Source organism: Corallococcus sicarius, assembly GCF_003611735.1.
Taxonomy (GTDB): domain Bacteria; phylum Myxococcota; class Myxococcia; order Myxococcales; family Myxococcaceae; genus Corallococcus; species Corallococcus sicarius.
This window is the reverse complement of record NZ_RAWG01000228.1, coordinates 1-15868: the sequence shown is the minus strand read 5'-3', so window position 1 is coordinate 15868 and position 15868 is coordinate 1. Positions and strand designations below refer to the sequence as shown.

The following is a 15868-nucleotide window of genomic DNA, read 5'->3' as shown; positions in this document are numbered from 1 at the left end:
GCTCCGGCGCCCACCCCTCCCCCACCGGCTCCAGCGCGAAGCCCGGATGCTTCGCGAGGAAGCCCTCCACCACCCGGTCGTTCTCCTCGGGCAGCACCGAGCAGGTGGCGTAGACGATGCGCGCCCCGGGCTTCACCTGCGCGGCCACCTCCGCCAGCAGCGCGGACTGGGTCGTCTGGAACGCCGTGATGGCCTTCGCGGTGAGCTTCCACTTCTGATCCGGCTCTCGCGCGAGCGACCCCGTGCCGCTGCACGGCGCGTCCACCAGCACCACGTCCACCGCGTCCAGCGGCACCGGGTGCGGGAACGACACCTGCTTGAGGCCGAACTCGCGCACCCGTTCGCGCGCGTCCGAAAGCCGCCGCTTGGAGCGATCCCCGGCGAACACGCGCCCCTTCGCGCCCACCGCGTCCGCGAGCCCGAGCGTCTTGCCCCCGGCCCCCGCGCACACGTCCGCCACCGTGAGCCCCTGCAGGGTGCCCCCGGGCGGGAGGCACGCCTGGACGATGAGCTGGCTGCCCACGTCCTGGACCTGGAGCCGCCGGGCCTTCATCACCTTCGTCTCGAAGATGCGGTGGCTGGCGTCCGCGACGCGCAGCGCGTCCGGCGAGGACGGCACGGCTTCCGCCACCACGCCCTCCTCCGCCAGCGCCGCGAGCACCGCGTCCCGGGTGCCAGCGGGCCGCACGCGGAAGTGCAGCGCGGGCTCCTCGTCCAGGGATGCCATCAGCCCCGCGAGCGTCTCCACCGGGTACACGTCCGCCAGCCGCTGCGTGAGCCACCCCGGGAAGGAGTACCGGGTGGCCAGCCGGTCCACGACGGACTCCGACTCCGAACCGGGGGACTCCGGCAGGGGCCTGGTGACGATCCCCTCCAGCACCGCGTCATGCAGGGTGCGCGGGCGCACCGGCCCCGGCAGCCGCACCTCCGGGCCAATGCGCGTCCAGCCCTCGCCACAGAAGATCCGCCGCCAGAGGGTGTAGCGCACCAGCGCCTGGTCCTCCGTCATGACGAGCTTCGCGTGCGAGTGGCCCAACAGGCGCGCCGCCAGGTCCAGGAGCCGCTGGTGCCGGGACAGCTCGCGGGCCGCCATCGCCACGAAGCGGCGCTCCTGCCCGCCCAGCCCTTCCGCCTCCCGCAGCGCGGTGGCGAGCGCGGCCTTCAGGGGGTCCCCCTTGAGCACCGCGATGTGGGTCTCCAGGGCCGCGGTGGCCGCCTTCCGGGACGGACGCCCCAGGCGTGACGGATCATGCGGCGCGGGCCAGAGGGGGATTTCCACGGTGATCTCGTCCCCTACCCGCGCAGCGGCACGCACACCGCCACCGCGCCCGTCCGCGTCTTCACCCGGGGCGACGCCCCCACGGCGAGGAACAGGTAGCAGGGCGCGGCGTAGCGTTCCCCGTCCAGCTCCACGGAGCCTTCAAGGAGCAGGAGCCCTTCGGCGCACGCGGGGCGGCGCCACTGGAAGTCCGCCTCGGATGTCAGGCGCACCCACGTCCTGGGAGCCTCCGTCAGGGAGGTGGCCGTCCGGGCGCCGGGGGCGAGGTCCGTCCAGTCCGCCGCACCGTCCGGCAGGGGGGCCTCCGAAGCGGCGAGCGCCTGGCGCTTGAGCTCCAGGAAGCGCTCCACGAGCCCCATGATGTCGTCCACCTGGAAGGGCTTGATCAGCACCCCGTCCGGCTCCAGGGGGTGCAGGGCCTCGGCGACCTCGTCGGGGCCCGCGGCGCTGACGACGACGACGGGGTGGAGCCTGCGGCGGGCGGCTTCGAGGATGCCCCGGCCGTCGTTGTGGCCGCCCGCGATGCGCAGGTCGGTCATCACCAGCTCGAAGCGCCCGGTCTCCAGGGCGCGGAGCGCCTCGTCGATGGTGCCCACCGCCTGCACGTCCGCCAGCTCGGAGACAAGCTCGCCCATGCCTTCACGGAGGCTCGCGTCGTCCTCGACCAGCAGTACCTTCATCGCGTCTCCCGGCGCGGAGGACAGGGGGCTGCTTTCACGTTCGGGCCATCCGGAGGCGGCATCTCGGACGCCGGGGGTGCGTTGGGGGAATGGCCCTCCCCGGACTCGAACCGGGACGCGGGGTCAGCCGCAGCGGATTTTGAGTCCGCCTCGTCTACCAATTTCGACAGAGGGCCCCTTGGGTGAAAGCGAGGCGGCCAAACGTATATCGCGCCTTCGAATCGTGTGCATCCGAAGATTGCGGCGTTCCACGCACACCGCTAAAGGGGCAGCGCATGTACAACCTCCTCATCTCCCTGGCCGTGGGGCTGGCGGTCGGAGCGCTGGTCAAGCTCGTCGGCGGCTTCTCCTGGTGGGCCGGCATCGTGCCCGGCGTCATCGCCACCTTCGCCACCTACATCGTGCTCGCCCGCAGGGTCTCCACCCGCGTGCAGGCGCTCATGACGACGGTCCAGAATGATCTCCAGGGCCAGCCCGCCAACCAGAAGGAGGCCCAGGGTCGCGTGGACCGGGCCGTGAAGACGCTGGAGCAGGGCCTCGTCTGGGACAAGTGGCAGTTCCTCATCGGGCCGGAGATCCACGCGCAGATCGGCATGCTCAAGTACATGGTGAAGGACCTGGACGGGGCGAAGGCGCACCTGGAGAAGGCCAGCGGCCGCAACTACATGGCCAAGGCCATGGAAGGCGCCCTGCACTTCCGCCGGGACGACAAGCCCGCCATGAAGGCCGCCTTCGAGGCCGCGGTGAAGAGCGGCAAGAAGGAGTCCATCGTCTGGGCCGTGTACGCGTGGTGCCTCCTGCAGCACAAGGACAAGGACGGCGCCCAGCGGGTGCTCGCGCGCGGGGTGGAGCTGAACCCCTCCGACGAGAAGCTCAAGGGCAGCCTCGCCCAGCTGCAGAACGACAAGCGGCTGAAGATGAAGCCCTACGAACCGCTGTGGTGGCAGTTCGGCCTGGAGGCGCCGCCGATGATGCCCCCCATGGGCGGGCGCCGCGTGCAGTTCACCCACCGCCGCTAGAGACACCGCGACCCCTGGGAGCCGCGGCCGCTTGAAGGCGGCCGCCGCCAGGGGTCGCCTCTTCAACACCCGCAACGTCGAGGCGGCCTCCGTCCAGGGGGCCCTCCGTTGCTCCGCTGCCCGGCAATTCCTACCGACCGCGCCTGCCTGACGCTGCAACGTCTTCCGATCCGCGCGTCGTCCAATGCGTCGGGTCCCCTCCAACCCCCTGAAATGAGGCCGGCCCGTCAAGGGATCACGGGGGCACACGGCTTGCTCTCGGGCAGGGACACGCGGACGTCCGGGACAGACGGGTCCTGGAGTCTCGCGGAGGCGGACGGGCTTGGCAGCCGGAGGTCTCGGGTGAAGTTTGGATGGGTGGGTGGGTGCTTGCAGGACGAGGCGGCGGCGGGTGCGCGTGGGGCGCAAGGGCGAGGGGAGCACCTCGAGGGGCGTGGCGCCCGAGACTTTCGGCCTGCCATTTCCGGGCAGGCGAGCGGAGCGAACCAGTTCATGGAACGGCACGGCCGCAGCGCGGAGCGGGCGCTTCTGCTCATCATCGAGGACGACACCGGAGTGCGCGAGGGCCTGATGGACCTGCTCGCCACACGCTTCGACGTGCTGTCCGCGTCCGACGCGGGCGCGGGCATCGAGTTGGCGCGCGAGCACCGTCCGGACCTGGTCCTGTTGGATCGCTTCCTGCCCTCCGGGGATGGGCTGGCGGTCCTGGAGACGCTCCAGCGGGACGTGCGCACGGAGACCGTGCCCGTCATCTTCCTCACAGGGGACGCGGACGAGGCGACCCTGGAGAAGTGTCTGGAGATGGGTGCCGTGGACTTCATCCACAAGCCGGCAAGCTCGCGTGAGCTGCTCGCCCGCATTGATCGGGCGGTGCGCCAGAGCGAGCAGCAGCGCAAGCTCCAGGTGCTGGCGCAGACGGACGCGCTCACGGGCCTGGCGAACTTCCGCGCGCTGTCGGTGCGCCTGGACGACGAGTTCAAGCGGGCCGTGCGCTACGGCTACGCGCTGAGCGTGGTGGTCATCGACCTGGATCACCTCAAGGCCATCAACGACGGCATGGGGCACGACGTGGGCAACCGCGCCATCCTGTCGCTCGCCACGCTGATGCAGGGCAACCTGCGCGAGTCGGACTTCGCGGCGCGCTTCGGCGGGGACGAGTTCGTGGTGCTGCTGCCCCACCAGACGTCGCTGGAGGCCGCGGTGTTCGCGGAGCGGCTGCGCACGGAGCTGCGCGGCGTGAACGTGCAGCGCAGCGACGGGCGCCCGGCGCCCTTCGGGCTGAGCATCAGCGTGGGCGTGGCGGATCACACGCCGGAGAACCCGCGCGAGAGCACGGAGGCCCTGCTGAAGGCGGCGGACGCCGCGCTGTACGAGGCCAAGCGCGAGGGGCGCGACCGGGTGGTGGTGTACGGCCAGTCCGCCCACACCACGGCGGCCCAGCGGCACTGACGGTTTGAAGGATCGAGGCGCGCGATGAGCGGGACCAGCAAGCTGTCGAGTGGTTCGAGGGTGGCGATCGTCGGCGGCGGCATCGCCGGAGCGGGGCTCGCGGCGTCCCTCCTCTTCAACGGTCGCGCGCGAGGCGTGGCCCTGGACGTGCGCGTCTACGCGGGGGGCAACGAGGAGCACACCGCGCCCCCTGCCCTGCTGACACCCGAGTGCCGCTCGCGGCTGGCCGCGCTGGGCTGCCGCATCCCGCCCGAGTGGCGCACGCACGAGCTGCGCGGCGTGGAGATCATCTCCGAGGGTGAGCGCGAGCTGCTGCCGTGCGCGCCCGGTGGGCTGTGGGTGGTGGATGGCTGGCCGCACGGCGAAGGCGGCCTGGATCAGGTGCGGCAGGTGCTGTCCACGGCGGCCAGCGCCCAGGGCGCGCGCTTCGTGAACCGCAACGTGGAGCGCGTGGAGCGGCAGGCGCCCGCGCCGGATGCGCCCACGGCGGTGCGCAATGCGGGGCCCCTCGTGGTCCGTGCCCAGGGAAGTGGCGAGCGCTTCCACGCGGTGGCGCTCGCGGCTGGCGCGGGACCGCTCCTGGGGGATGCCTTCTTCAAGGGCTTCCGTCCGGCGCCGTCCATGCCAGCGGTGCAGGCGCGGCTCAAGGGCGCGATGGTGGGCCTGGACCTGCTGCCGGTGGCGCGCCTCTGGGTGTCGCCGCTGCCCGCGGTGGACGCGCTGTTCCTCATCCCCGGTGCGGGGTCCGTGTACGCGCTGGCCTTCGGCGCGGCGGTGACGCCCGCGGACCTGTGCCAGGTGCTGATGATGGCCGCACGCGACGGCCTGCTGGAGGAGGGCTTCGAGGTCGCGGCGCTGGAGACGACGCGTCTGCCCTACGGTCCCGGCCGCACGCTGGTGGCGCCCGGACAGCTGGTGGTGGGCCCGGCCGCCTTCGGCCACCCGCTGCAGGTGGGGCTGTCGGAGACGCTGGCGTCGTGCAGCCGCGCGGCCGTGGCGCTGCTGGATGGCGGACTGGATGCACCGTCGCTGGAGCGGCGCTACGTGCGGGACGGGCTGGGTGAGCTGATGGAGGACGCGGCGGCCGGAGCGCGGACCCTCACGTGGCTGCGGCGCGCCGGCAAGCGGGCCCCGGCGGCGTTCGTCGCGGCGCGGGCGAAGCATGCGCTGGGCGGCGTGTATGGCGGAGGCGTGCTGGGCCTGAGCGCCCCCACCCCGCTGGCGCTGCTGTCCGCGGCGCGCTGGGCGGGCGTGCGGGAGGTCGTGGGTTCGTGGCTGCGCACCCCGATGGAGCCCGTGCCCACGATGGTGCCGGAGGTGGAGCCGGACCTGTACTACGTGGTGGACGACGACGCGGACACGCGCGAGGCGTTGACGCTGCTCCTGGAGAGCACCGGCGCGCGCGTGGTGTCCTTCGCGGACGAGCTGGCGCTGTTCTGCGCGGTGGCGCGGCGTCCGCCCACCGCCATCCTGCTGGACGTGGTGCTGCATTGGGTGGACGGCCTGCGCCTGTGCGAGGGGCTCAAGCAGCACCCGCTCACCCGGGACACGCGCGTGCTGGTGATGAGCGGACTCAACCGTCCGCACGTGCGGCAGCGCGCGCTCGACGCGGGGGCGGAGGCGTTCCTGCCCAAGCCGGTGAATCCGGATCGGCTCCTGTGCCAGCTCACCGGCCGCGTGCCGGATCCGCTCGGCACGAAGGAGGCCCCTCGGCCTGGCGCCGCGCAGCCGTTTGGCGAAGACCGTTACGCCTCCTGAACAGCGCGGGAGCGCGCTTCGACGTGTCGGTGGGCAGCACGTGCAACGCGTGCGTGGCGCCCAACCCGGAGAGCGCCACGCTGTTGCAGTTCGACACGAACGGCCAGGGGCGCCGGATGACGCGAACGGCGTCATCTACCGCATCCTCTACGCGAGCCGAAATTCACTCCAGGCTATCTTTAAATCCACCTGGAGTGATGATTGAGTCCGGGGTCTCCGTGCCGGGCTCAGGCCTCGACGTGACGGAGCCCCCGCCGCAGCGCCAGTGAGCCGGACATGATCGCGATGCCGCGGAAGAACACGGCGATTCCGACGAGCGTGCCCACGAGCCAGACGGAGGACTGGGGCCATTCCGCCATGACGCTGAAGCCCAGGAAGACGGAGATGATCCCGAAGGCCACGTCCCAGCCCCACTGGGCATAGCGGTCCATCACGGCGGTGATGACGTGGAAGAGGCCGTTGGCGAAGAAGAAGCCCGCGAGCAGCAGCGTCAGCGACGCGAGGCCCGCCCCCGGGAACATGACGGTGAGGACACCGACGACGGTGGTGAGGATTCCGCCCAGCATGAAGGACCAGAACGGGCCTCCGTGCGAACGCACGCGGACGCCGGCGACGATCTCCGCGATGCCGCCAATCACCAGCATCATGCCCACGAAGAAGATGGTCACCATGCTGGTGAAGAAGGTGGCCCCCAGCAGCACGATCCCCACGACCGTCGTCAGTATGCCCAGCATGAAGGGTGCACCCCAGACGACGGAGGCGCTTTTCAGTGGGCGCTCCGTTCGGGTGTCCCGTACGCGTTCCTTGTTCGTTTCCATCGCGCCCTCCGCTGTGGTGTCCATCTTCCTTCTGGAAGATGGGCGTGCCGCGGGTGGCCACAACGTCTTTCCAGCCGGGGCGGGTGGGAGCAGCGAGCGGGTGCCGGGAGGGGCCCCCGTGCTCAGGCCCCGGGGCGGACGTAGGGGGGCGCGAGGAACACCGCGCCGGGTTCACGGCGGAACCAGGTGAGCTGCCGCTTGGAGTAGCGCCGGGTCTCCTGGGCGGTGTCGATGATGGCTTCCTCTCGCGTCATCCGGCCTTCCACGACGGCGCGGGCCTGCACGTAGCCCACGCTGCGCATGGGAGCCGCGTCCGCGTAGCCGCGCTCCAGCAAGGCCCGGGTCTCCTCCACCAGGCCGCGTGAGAACAGCGCCTCCGTGCGAGCGTTGATGGCGGTGTAGAGCAAATCGCGCGGAGGGTTGAGGACGTACAGCTGGAAGGCGTACCGGTCCGGCGCGAAGGCATGGGCGCGGCGGAACTCCGACGCCGGGATGCCCGTCTGCGCGTGGATCTCCAGCGCCCGGACGACCCGCACCAGGTCCTGGGGCGGCAGCTTCGCCGCGGTCTCCGGATCCACCTGCGCCAGCCGACGGTGCACGGCCTCCCTCCCCTGCTCCGCCGCCATCGCCTCCAGCTCCGCGCGCAGCGACGGAAGGGCACCGGGCGCGTCCACCACGCCGTGCAGCAGCACGCGGAGGTACAGCCCGGTGCCACCGACGACGAACACCGGGCGGCCACGTGACGTGATGTCCGCGATGGCCGCATCCGCGCGGCGTTGGTACTCGGCGGCGGAGAAGGGCTCCAGGGGATCCACCTCCGAGATGAGGTGGTGCGGCACGGCGGCCAGCTCCTCGTCGGAAGGCTTCGCGGTGCCGATGTCGAAGGCGCGATACACCTGCTGCGAATCCGCGCTGACAATCTCCCCGCCGGCCGCACGCGCCCACGCGATGGCCAACGCCGTCTTGCCTGACGCCGTAGGCCCAGCGATCACCGTCAACGGCACCCGCGTCTCCACCACCGTCATCCGCCTCCGACGCCCCGCTGTAACGCAGACCCGCGCCGAGCGCGAGTCCCCGGAAGACAGGGCGCGCCCCGCCCCTGGGGCCGCCGTGCCTATGCCAGCCGGGCTCCCACCACCGCCGCCGCGGAGGCATCGCGCGCGAACACCAGCCGCGCCGTCTCCACCGACGACAGCAGGCGGCCCGCGGCCCCCACCAGCGCACCCCGACCCGACGTCGTGGGCTCCGGCAACAGCGCGTTGAGCAGCAGCACGCGCGCCACCTCCCCCGCGCCCTGCGCCTCCCACCGCGAGGCCGCATCCCACGCGAGCGTGCCCACCGCGACAAGGGCGGCTTCGGTGGGACTGCTCAGCACGTTCCACGGAGTCCCGGCGGCCCGCCACCCGCCACCCGCCTCCGGCCATACAGCCACCAGCTCATCCGCGAGCACCGTCCCACCGGCATCGCGCCACAGCGCGCCGAGGGTGCTCTTGCCCGCGCCGGAGGCCCCCACGAACAACGCGGCCCGCTCCCCGCGCGCCAGGCCCACGCCGTGGATCAACAGTCCCCCGCGCTTCGCCAGCGCCGACGCGAGCATCACCTTCAGCACGGTCTCCACCGGGAACCGTCCCGTCCCGGTGACCTCCGCCTCGCTGCGCTCCGAGGAGAGCACCGCCGCGTAGTCCTCCCCTTCCACGCGCAGCGTCCCCTCCGCTCCGGGCTCCAAACGGGGCAGCTCCCGCACGGCGGGCGGTGCCCGCGAAGTCGCGGGGGGCCGCAGCACGAGCCGGGCATCCGGGGAGGCTTCAGCGGACGGAGCGACGAACGCGCCGAACACGCGACGCAGGGTCGCCGCGAGCGCGCCGTCCTCCACGTCCAGCGCCACCGTCCACCCTGCGAGGGTGACCCGGAGCGCGGCGTCACGGGGACCCGACGAGGGGTCCCCGCCCATCACGGCACGCACTCCGATTCGCCCGGGATGTTGCAGGCGGAGATCTGCGCGAGCGCGACGAACGGCTGCTCCCACACGATGGCGGGCGGCACATACACGGCCGGCGCGGCCGACACCGGCTTCGGCGCGGACGGACCGACGAGGAGCTGAGGAGTTCGTGGGCTCATGGGAGGAAGGGCACCGGGAAGGCGCAGATGCGACCGTCCGCCGAACCGACGTGCAGCCGGCCCACGGTATGGTCGATGGTGGGAGTACCGATGTTCTGTGCGGGCCCCAGGGACACCTGGCCGGAGTCGACGCCGGTGTCCAGTTCCAGCTGGTGGACCTTTCCGTCCGAGCTGCCGACGTAGATGCGCGCCACGCCGTTCTGGTTCAGCGTGAAGGAGCCGGAGGGCCCCGCGATGGGCGTGAACCACAGCCGGGTGGGCACGTTGGTCGCGTCCATCTCGTAGCGCTCCACGGTGCCGTTGGCGAGGCTCGCCACGAAGCCCCGGCCCAGCGGGCGCACGAAGTGGGTGAAAGCGGACGTCGAAGCGGAGGGCCGCGTGGCGATGGCCTTCGACCACACCGTCGCGTACGTGGCGGGATCCACGCCGTACACCGTGCCCTCGCTGGAGGTGACGAGGATCTGGTTGCTCGTGGGATTGCGCACCACGCCAAACTCCAGGTCCCCCAGCGCCCGGCGCCCCAGCTCCTGGCCCGTGAGGCTGCTGAGCACCCGCAGCGTGTCGTTGCTGCCCGGGCCCGACTTCGTCGCGACGTAGAGCCGGTTCGTCGAGTAGTCCACCAGCATGCCGCCGCTGATCATCCCCAGGTCCCCCGGCCGGTAGCGCCAGATGAGCTCTCCCGTGGCCGCGTTCAGCGCGACCACCTGGTTCTGCGCCGGTGACGACAGGCGCGTCCCGAAGAACGCCAGGTCGATGTTCGAATACACCGCCCGGTACTCCGGGTTCGCATAGTCGAGCAGCTGCGTGACGGGGAATGAGCTGATGTTGCCCAGGCCCAGGGCGGTGTTGCGCCACAGGGCGACGCCCGTGGCCGCGTTGAGCACCGCGGGAACACCCGTCTGGTCGCCCACGACGAGGAACTGCTGTCCCGGACGGCCCAGCAGCGGCACCACCGGGAAGCGGCTGCCCACGGCCCCCGACAGCTTCACCGGCCGGAAGCGCTCCGCTCCGTCCACGGCCGGGTCCGCTGTGTTCGTGAGGTTGCCCACCACCGAGTCGTTGAAGGAGCTGTAGATGCCCGCGCCCAGCTCGGTGACGGGCTGGAACAGCGACGACAGGCCCACCGAGTAGCACCACAGCGGCCCCCCATTCGCCCGCGAGCGCGGCGTGGCCAGCAGGCCGACAGAGGTGGGCTGGTTGCCCGCGGAGTACCGGCGCGAGTCGTCCGCGTTGAAGACGCGGTAGACGTACGTCGTGCCGTTGGTGACGGTGGTGTCCGTGAAGCTGGAGGCGGAGCTGAACTCGTCCGAGTACACCACCGTCGCGTTGCCCAGCACGGCCCCCACCGCGTAGCGCGTGCCACTGACGGGCGCGGTGTCGGGCGGCGTCGTCCCCTGCGCGCGCAGCACCAGCACGCCGCCGTGGTTGAAGGGGTTGTCCCACGTCAGCGTCACGCTGCCGTCGCGCGCCACGCCGGTGAGTCGCTGGACCTCCGGCGCGTTCGCCACCGAGAGCAGCGTCACCGTCCCGTCCACGCGGATCCGCGGTTCGTTGTAGTCCTGGACCAGCTCCATCCGGTGGCGGAACGGCGTGTCACCCGTGACGGCGGTGAAGCCCGAATAGGTGACGCGGAAGGTGAGCTCGCCGCCCACGGGGATGCCCGTGACGGAGTTCGACTCCCAGCGGTACGCGGCGGCTTCGTTGTTGTAGAGGGTCCAGCCGTTGAGCGTCTGGGGCCCGGACGCCGCCACGGCGAAGTAGTTCACCGCGGGCTTGAACAGCTTCACCTCGATGATGGGCAGCGTGCCTCGGTTCTGCACCGTGTACGCGATCGTGAGGCCCGTCACCGCGGTGGACACCGTCTCGTGGCTGATCCGCACCCGGTGTTCGACAACCTTCCCCTTGCGCGCGCTGACCAGGTCCCCCGCCACGGCGGCACCATTGAGCGTCGCGTCCACCCGCGTCTGGAACTGGTAGCTCGCGCCGGGAGCGCCGGAGACCTGGTAGCGCCAGGTGAACTGCGCGGAGGCGCCCGGGGCCAACTGGGGCACCGCCTCCGGAGAGGGCCCGGACACGAACGTGGCGGTCGCGTTGCCCATCTGCACGGGCAAGCGAGGGCGCACGTTCGTGTACGTGTTCGCGGTGGACGTGTTGAGCACCGTGAGCCGCAGCGTCACCTGCTCGTTGGCGAATGCATCCAACGTGTCCACGTCCGCCGCCGCGACGAGGTCACCCACGTTCACCACCGCCGAGTCCGCCAGCGACGAGGTGATGGTGCCGCTGGTCGCGCGGGCCCGGACCCGGGCGGACAGGGTGCCGGCCGCGGTGGGCCGCACGTTCATCACGAAGACGCCGGCGCCCCGGAGCGGCACCGTCTTGTTGATGGGCGCCTCCTTGGTCCCAATGGTCAGCGGCACGGCGCTGTTCGTGGAGATGGGGTCGTCCACGGTGAGCGACGCCATGTTCATGTTGGTGCGGTTCTCCACGACGATGCGGGCTGCGGCGGTCCCGTTGACCGCCAGCCCGCGAGGCGACAGCGTCATGGAGGCGTCCAGGCTGGAGCGCGTCCAGAAGGCGCTGTTCAGGCTGGTGGTGTAGTTGGCGCCATTGCACTGATCGCGGCCATAGGTCCCCGCCACCAGTTGCTCGTTGGTCTTGTCGGTGGCCCGGTCCGACGGGGCCACCACGCTCAGCACGAAGCGCGCGCTCTCCCCGCGTCCCAGGCCCCGCGCCCCGGGCTCAGAGCAGCCCACGACGGACTGGAAGGTGATGCGCCGCGAGTTGGCGTCGAAGTACTCGATCTTCCACTGCGGCGACTCCGCCGCGGGCAGGCCGTTCAGCAGCTGGTAGCCCACCGGCAGGACGAAGGACACCTCCGACAGCCGGGAGTCGTTCACGGTCGTCGCGGTGTTCCTCACCTCGATCGTGAGGTCGGACGCGTCGTCCATCACCACCCGCGCGACCGGCTCTCCCGGCGCGGCGATGAAGCGGGCGGTCCACGTCGTCTGCGCGAAGCCCATCACGGGCAGCAGCACGGCGGTCAGCAGCGTGAGGACTCGGACGTTCATGGCGGCGCTCACGTCACGGCTCCAGGGTGAAAGAGGTGGTGGCGAGCAGCGCGCCATCCAGGAAGAACCGCACCTGCCACGTCCCCGTCATCCGCGACGAGGTCACCAGCGTGCCCGCCACCGGCAGCGAAAAGCGCAGCGTGCGGGTCTCCTCCGGCGCGGCCTCCACGGTGCGGCTGCGCTTCTCATACGGCCGGCCGCCGGGCGCGATGAACTCCACGTCCACCTCGCCCCGGCTCCGGATGCCGCTGACCACGAAGTCCACGTCCACCTGCTGCACCTCGGACAGGCCCACGGGCTCCGAGCCCGCGCCCACCACCACCGCGCTCCCCTTCGGGGGCGGCAGGTTCGCGGGAGGCGGCTCCTCCTCGCCCTCCACCGGCGCCTCGGGCGGCTGTTGGGCCACGGCTCCACCGCCGGCCAGCACGTCCGTGGGGGCCAGCGGCCCACCGTTGTCACTGCCCTGCCCCGGCGTCACCGTCGGAGGCGGCTGGGGGGACACCCCTTCCGAGCACGCCGACAGCAGCACCGCACCCGCCAGCATCGCCACGAGCGCCCGCATCATCGAACCTCCAGAGGCGCGTCACCCGCGGGCGCGCGCACTTCGTCCACCAGACCGCGCCGCTGCAGTTCCGTGAGGAAGCGCAGCGTGTCAGCCAGCACCGGGCCAACGTCGGTCGAAAACTCGAGGGCCACCTGCTCCGCCACCGCCCGGGCCGTGCGCTGGCCATCGCACAGCGCCCAGATGCGCGCCGCCGTCGCGTTGAGCCCGCGCAGCGTGCGCCCCTCCGCGTCCAGCACCAGGAAGTCCGCGCCAAACCACTCGCCCGAGGCACCCGGGCGCCGCCGGGGCACATTCGCGTCCACGAAGCTCATGGGGTCCTTGCCCTTCCCAGCCACGCGGCGAGCCGGCGCTTCACCGTCACCCGCCACCGGCCCAGCCGCCGCGGGCCCACGTCCCAGCGATCCACGTCCAGCAACGCGCCCCCCCGTCGCACTCGTCGCGCGCGCCCGAGGATACGGACGACAGGCAGCGGCGGATCTCCCGAACCGCCATTGTCTCCGCGAAGCGCGCACACGCGACCGTCACACCAGCGCACCCGGTGCAGCACCAGCGAGGACTCGAAGCGCGCCAGCACCACCTCGCCCGGACGCGGGGTGTCCACCAGCGGCTCCACCTCCGCCACGTCACCCGCGCGCAACGACGGCCACATGCTGTCCCCTTCCACGGGGATCCAGCGCGGGCCATCAGTCACAGATGCGGTGCGGGGAGCGCTCGCCATCAAGGCAGGAATCTACCCCAGCCTCTCAACGTCCGCGAATCTCCCGCACCGCGTTCTCCCAGCGATTCCCAGGACTTACGATGCTTAACACCTTTACTCCCTGGTTTTCAGGGAAGGCGGACTGCTCGGCTGACTGGCGGCCTGTCGGAGCGTCTGGGCGACGGATCCGAGTGCCACGGGGATGAGATCACCACCGGCCATGGGCTTGAGCTTCGCCTGCCCGGTGCGGAGTTCGTCGCCGCCCAGCACCAGGGAGAAGCGGGCGCCGGACTTGTCCGCGCGCTTCATCTGGCTCTTGAGGCTGCCGCCCCGCGTGTCGAACTCCACGTAGAAGCCCTCGCGGCGCAGGCGGCTGGTCAGCGCCAGCGCCGCGTCCTGGCAGGCCGCGTCCACATCCGCCGCGACGATGAACAGGTCCGGCTGCGCGGTGAACGTCTTGCCGCCCTCCTTCAGGAGGAGCACCAGCCGGTCCAGGCCCATGGCGAAGCCCACCGCGGGAACGTCCGGCCCGCCCAGGCCCTTCATCATCTTGTCGTAGCGCCCGCCGCCGCCCACGGTGCTGGCGGTGCCCAGCGCGGGGTGCGAGGCGATGAACTCGAAGACGGTGCGCGTGTAGTAGTCCAGGCCGCGCACCAGCCGGTGGTTCACCACGTAGCGGATGCCCAGCGCGCCCAGCTTGCGCTGCAAGTCCGTGAAGTGCGTACGGCACGGCTCGCAGAGGAACTCCAGCACGTTGGGCCCGGCCCCGGCCACCGCCTGGCACTTCTCGTTCTTGCAGTCGAGCACCCGCAGCGGGTTGCGCTCCAGCCGCTGCTGGCAGTCCGCGCACAGCTCGTCACGGTGAGCGTTGAGGTACTCCACCAGCTTCGCGTGGTACGCGGGCCGGCAGTTGTCGTCGCCCAGCGAGTTGATGTTCAGCGTGACGTCCGTGAGGCCCAGCGCCTCCAGGAACTGCACCACCACGTCCATCAGCTCCGCGTCCTGCGCGGGCTCCTTCGCGCCGTACGCCTCCGCGCCAATCTGGGAGAACTGGCGGTAGCGGCCCGTCTTCATCCGCTCGTAGCGGAACATGGGCCCCATGTAGAACCAGCGCGACACCGGCTCCACGTTGCTGACGGAGTGCTCGATGTACGCTCTCGCCGCGGGCGCGGTGCCCTCCGGACGCAGGGACAGGCTGCGGCCCCCCTTGTCCTCGAAGGTGTACATCTCCTTGCCGACGATGTCCGTCTCCTCGCCCACGCTGCGCACGAAGAGGGCGGTGTCCTCCACCATGGGCGTGCGCACCTCGCCGTAGCCGAAGCGGCCGAAGAGCGTGCGCGCGGTGTTCTCCACGAACTGCCAGACTTCAATCTCGCCGGGCAGAAGGTCGTTCATCCCCTTCACGCCGTTGATCTTCTGACTCACACGATCTCCCCGATGCGCGTGCCCATGCGCACCACCGCTTCGGCCTGGAGGCTGTCATCCCAGCGCACGCGCTTCGGCTCGAAGCAGAGGATGACGGTGGAGCCCATCTCGAAGCGGCCCAGCTCCCCGCCCTTCTCCACCGGGATGCCCGCCCCGTAGCGGTGCACCTTGCCCGGCTGGCCCAGGTGGGTGGTGATGTCCTCGTAGGACGCCTTGATGCGCGACACGCACGTGGCGCCCACCTTCACCACCGCCACCTTGCCGGCGACCGTGTCCAGGTACGTCACCAGCCGCTCGTTCACGCAGAACAGCGACTGCTTGTTCTTCACCGACGCGGGGTTCACCGGCCAGAACTCACCGGGGATGTACGCGTACCCGGTGATGGTGCCACCCAGCGGCGCGTGGATGCGGTGGTAGTCGCGCGGCGACAGGTACAGCGTCGTCCAGGCGCCGCCGTGGAAGGGCTTCGCGGCCTGCGCGTCCCCCAGGAGCTCGTCCACCGTGTACTCGATGCCCTTCGCCTGCAGGCACCGGCCGTTGTCCGAGTAGCCCACCTGGGACACCCGGCCGTCCACCGGCGACACCACCACCTTCTCCCCCGCGTCCACCGGGCGCAGGCCCGGCTTGAGGCCGCGGGTGAAGAACTGCGCGAAGGTGGGGTAGTTCTCGAAGGCGTGCTCGGCCTCCGCCATGTCCACGTTGTACGCCTTGGCGAAGGCGCGCATGGCCCAGTGATGCACCGGCGCGGGCGCGGGCAGGCGCGTGGCCAGGCCCACCGCGGAGGACACCGCCGACTTGGGCAGCACACGCATCAACTTCATGAAGGTCTGTTCGTTCATCGAAGGTCGTCAGGCACGAGGGGAAAGGGGTAGTTCTCGAAGGCGTGCTCGGCCTCCGCCATGTCCACGTTGTACGCCTTGGCGAAGGCGCGCATGGCCCAGTGATGCACCGGCGCGGGCGCGGGCAGGCGCGTGGCCAGGCCCACCGCGGAG

The 15868-nt window shown here is 71.3% G+C and carries 15 protein-coding genes and 1 tRNA gene; 3 read left to right on the top strand and 13 right to left on the bottom strand.

Annotated elements, in window-relative coordinates; all coding sequences use genetic code 11:
* The 3 genes from D7X12_RS28845 to D7X12_RS28835 form a co-directional block, all read right to left on the bottom strand.
* The coding region (locus D7X12_RS28845) for an RsmB/NOP family class I SAM-dependent RNA methyltransferase (RefSeq protein WP_208719350.1) at nt 1-1279 on the bottom strand (1279 nt) is incomplete at its 3' end.
* A gap of 14 nt (nt 1280-1293) precedes the next feature.
* Nucleotides 1294-1959, bottom strand: a complete 666-nt coding sequence (locus tag D7X12_RS28840) for a response regulator (RefSeq protein ID WP_120628473.1) — start codon at nt 1957-1959, stop codon at nt 1294-1296.
* A 90-nt stretch (nt 1960-2049) separates the two neighbouring features.
* Nucleotides 2050-2135, bottom strand: a tRNA-Leu gene (locus D7X12_RS28835).
* A gap of 99 nt (nt 2136-2234) precedes the next feature.
* Here D7X12_RS28835 and D7X12_RS28830 point away from each other — a divergent pair.
* The 3 genes from D7X12_RS28830 (at nt 2235) to D7X12_RS28820 (ending at nt 6185) form a co-directional block, all read left to right on the top strand.
* A complete protein-coding gene (locus tag D7X12_RS28830; protein ID WP_120628472.1) occupies nt 2235-2978 on the top strand; it encodes a tetratricopeptide repeat protein in 744 nt (247 codons plus the stop codon).
* Nucleotides 2979-3470: 492 nt separating this feature from the next.
* Nucleotides 3471-4427 carry a diguanylate cyclase gene (locus D7X12_RS28825; protein WP_120628471.1) on the top strand — a complete coding sequence of 319 codons (957 nt, stop codon included), beginning with the start codon at nt 3471-3473 and terminating at the stop codon, nt 4425-4427.
* A 24-nt stretch (nt 4428-4451) separates the two neighbouring features.
* Nucleotides 4452-6185, top strand: coding sequence for a response regulator (locus tag D7X12_RS28820; RefSeq protein ID WP_120628470.1), 1734 nt, complete (start codon nt 4452-4454; stop codon nt 6183-6185).
* A 227-nt stretch (nt 6186-6412) separates the two neighbouring features.
* On the opposite strand, the gene D7X12_RS28815 is transcribed toward D7X12_RS28820, so the two are convergent.
* The 10 genes from D7X12_RS28815 to asd all read right to left on the bottom strand — a co-directional run bounded on the left by D7X12_RS28815 (nt 6413) and on the right by asd (nt 15715).
* Nucleotides 6413-6919: an HdeD family acid-resistance protein gene (locus tag D7X12_RS28815; RefSeq protein ID WP_244224841.1), complete on the bottom strand. Its 507-nt coding sequence runs from the start codon at nt 6917-6919 to the stop codon at nt 6413-6415.
* A gap of 206 nt (nt 6920-7125) precedes the next feature.
* Nucleotides 7126-8028, bottom strand: coding sequence for a tRNA (adenosine(37)-N6)-dimethylallyltransferase MiaA (gene miaA / locus D7X12_RS28810; protein WP_120628469.1), 903 nt, complete (start codon nt 8026-8028; stop codon nt 7126-7128).
* 89 nt (nt 8029-8117) lie between these two features.
* Nucleotides 8118-8954, bottom strand: a complete 837-nt coding sequence (locus D7X12_RS28805) for a hypothetical protein (RefSeq protein ID WP_120628468.1) — start codon at nt 8952-8954, stop codon at nt 8118-8120.
* A complete protein-coding gene (locus D7X12_RS43070) occupies nt 8954-9121 on the bottom strand; it encodes a hypothetical protein (protein ID WP_158620141.1) in 168 nt (55 codons plus the stop codon). The genes D7X12_RS28805 and D7X12_RS43070 overlap by 1 nt, the downstream gene beginning before the upstream one ends.
* On the bottom strand, nt 9118-12189 hold the full coding sequence (locus D7X12_RS28800) for an outer membrane protein assembly factor BamB family protein (RefSeq protein ID WP_120628474.1): 3072 nt from the start codon (nt 12187-12189) through the stop codon (nt 9118-9120). The genes D7X12_RS43070 and D7X12_RS28800 overlap by 4 nt, the downstream gene beginning before the upstream one ends.
* A 13-nt stretch (nt 12190-12202) precedes the next feature.
* Entirely contained in the window at nt 12203-12754 is a 552-nt protein-coding gene (locus tag D7X12_RS28795; RefSeq protein ID WP_120628467.1) for a hypothetical protein, read from the bottom strand.
* The gene (locus tag D7X12_RS28790) at nt 12751-13065 is read right to left on the bottom strand and encodes a PqqD family protein (RefSeq protein WP_120628466.1); all 315 of its coding nucleotides are present in this window, start codon (nt 13063-13065) and stop codon (nt 12751-12753) included. Before D7X12_RS28790 ends, D7X12_RS28795 begins: the two co-directional genes overlap by 4 nt.
* Nucleotides 13062-13472: a S24/S26 family peptidase gene (locus tag D7X12_RS28785; RefSeq protein ID WP_279637247.1), complete on the bottom strand. Its 411-nt coding sequence runs from the start codon at nt 13470-13472 to the stop codon at nt 13062-13064. Before D7X12_RS28785 ends, D7X12_RS28790 begins: the two co-directional genes overlap by 4 nt.
* A 93-nt stretch (nt 13473-13565) precedes the next feature.
* Nucleotides 13566-14846: a histidine--tRNA ligase gene (hisS, locus tag D7X12_RS28780; protein WP_244224842.1), complete on the bottom strand. Its 1281-nt coding sequence runs from the start codon at nt 14844-14846 to the stop codon at nt 13566-13568.
* Nucleotides 14847-14872: 26 nt separating this feature from the next.
* On the bottom strand, nt 14873-15715 hold the full coding sequence (gene asd, locus D7X12_RS28775; protein WP_120628463.1) for an archaetidylserine decarboxylase: 843 nt from the start codon (nt 15713-15715) through the stop codon (nt 14873-14875).
* Nucleotides 15716-15868 lie beyond the last annotated feature (153 nt).

What these genes read in the sequence shown, in the direction of transcription:
- D7X12_RS28830 (WP_120628472.1), top strand. Translation starts at nt 2,235, where the DNA reads ATGTACAACCTCCTCATCTCCCTGGCCGTGGGGCTGGCGGTCGGAGCG.
- D7X12_RS43070 (WP_158620141.1), bottom strand. Translation starts at nt 9,121, where the DNA reads ATGAGCCCACGAACTCCTCAGCTCCTCGTCGGTCCGTCCGCGCCGAAG.
- miaA (WP_120628469.1), bottom strand. Translation starts at nt 8,028, where the DNA reads ATGACGGTGGTGGAGACGCGGGTGCCGTTGACGGTGATCGCTGGGCCT.
- D7X12_RS28805 (WP_120628468.1), bottom strand. Translation starts at nt 8,954, where the DNA reads ATGGGCGGGGACCCCTCGTCGGGTCCCCGTGACGCCGCGCTCCGGGTC.
- hisS (WP_244224842.1), bottom strand. Translation starts at nt 14,846, where the DNA reads ATGAACGACCTTCTGCCCGGCGAGATTGAAGTCTGGCAGTTCGTGGAG.
- D7X12_RS28790 (WP_120628466.1), bottom strand. Translation starts at nt 13,065, where the DNA reads ATGAGCTTCGTGGACGCGAATGTGCCCCGGCGGCGCCCGGGTGCCTCG.
- D7X12_RS28820 (WP_120628470.1), top strand. Translation starts at nt 4,452, where the DNA reads ATGAGCGGGACCAGCAAGCTGTCGAGTGGTTCGAGGGTGGCGATCGTC.
- D7X12_RS28785 (WP_279637247.1), bottom strand. Translation starts at nt 13,472, where the DNA reads ATGGCGAGCGCTCCCCGCACCGCATCTGTGACTGATGGCCCGCGCTGG.
- asd (WP_120628463.1), bottom strand. Translation starts at nt 15,715, where the DNA reads ATGAACGAACAGACCTTCATGAAGTTGATGCGTGTGCTGCCCAAGTCG.
- D7X12_RS28800 (WP_120628474.1), bottom strand. Translation starts at nt 12,189, where the DNA reads ATGAACGTCCGAGTCCTCACGCTGCTGACCGCCGTGCTGCTGCCCGTG.
- D7X12_RS28815 (WP_244224841.1), bottom strand. Translation starts at nt 6,919, where the DNA reads ATGCTGGGCATACTGACGACGGTCGTGGGGATCGTGCTGCTGGGGGCC.
- D7X12_RS28825 (WP_120628471.1), top strand. Translation starts at nt 3,471, where the DNA reads ATGGAACGGCACGGCCGCAGCGCGGAGCGGGCGCTTCTGCTCATCATC.
- D7X12_RS28840 (WP_120628473.1), bottom strand. Translation starts at nt 1,959, where the DNA reads ATGAAGGTACTGCTGGTCGAGGACGACGCGAGCCTCCGTGAAGGCATG.
- D7X12_RS28795 (WP_120628467.1), bottom strand. Translation starts at nt 12,754, where the DNA reads ATGATGCGGGCGCTCGTGGCGATGCTGGCGGGTGCGGTGCTGCTGTCG.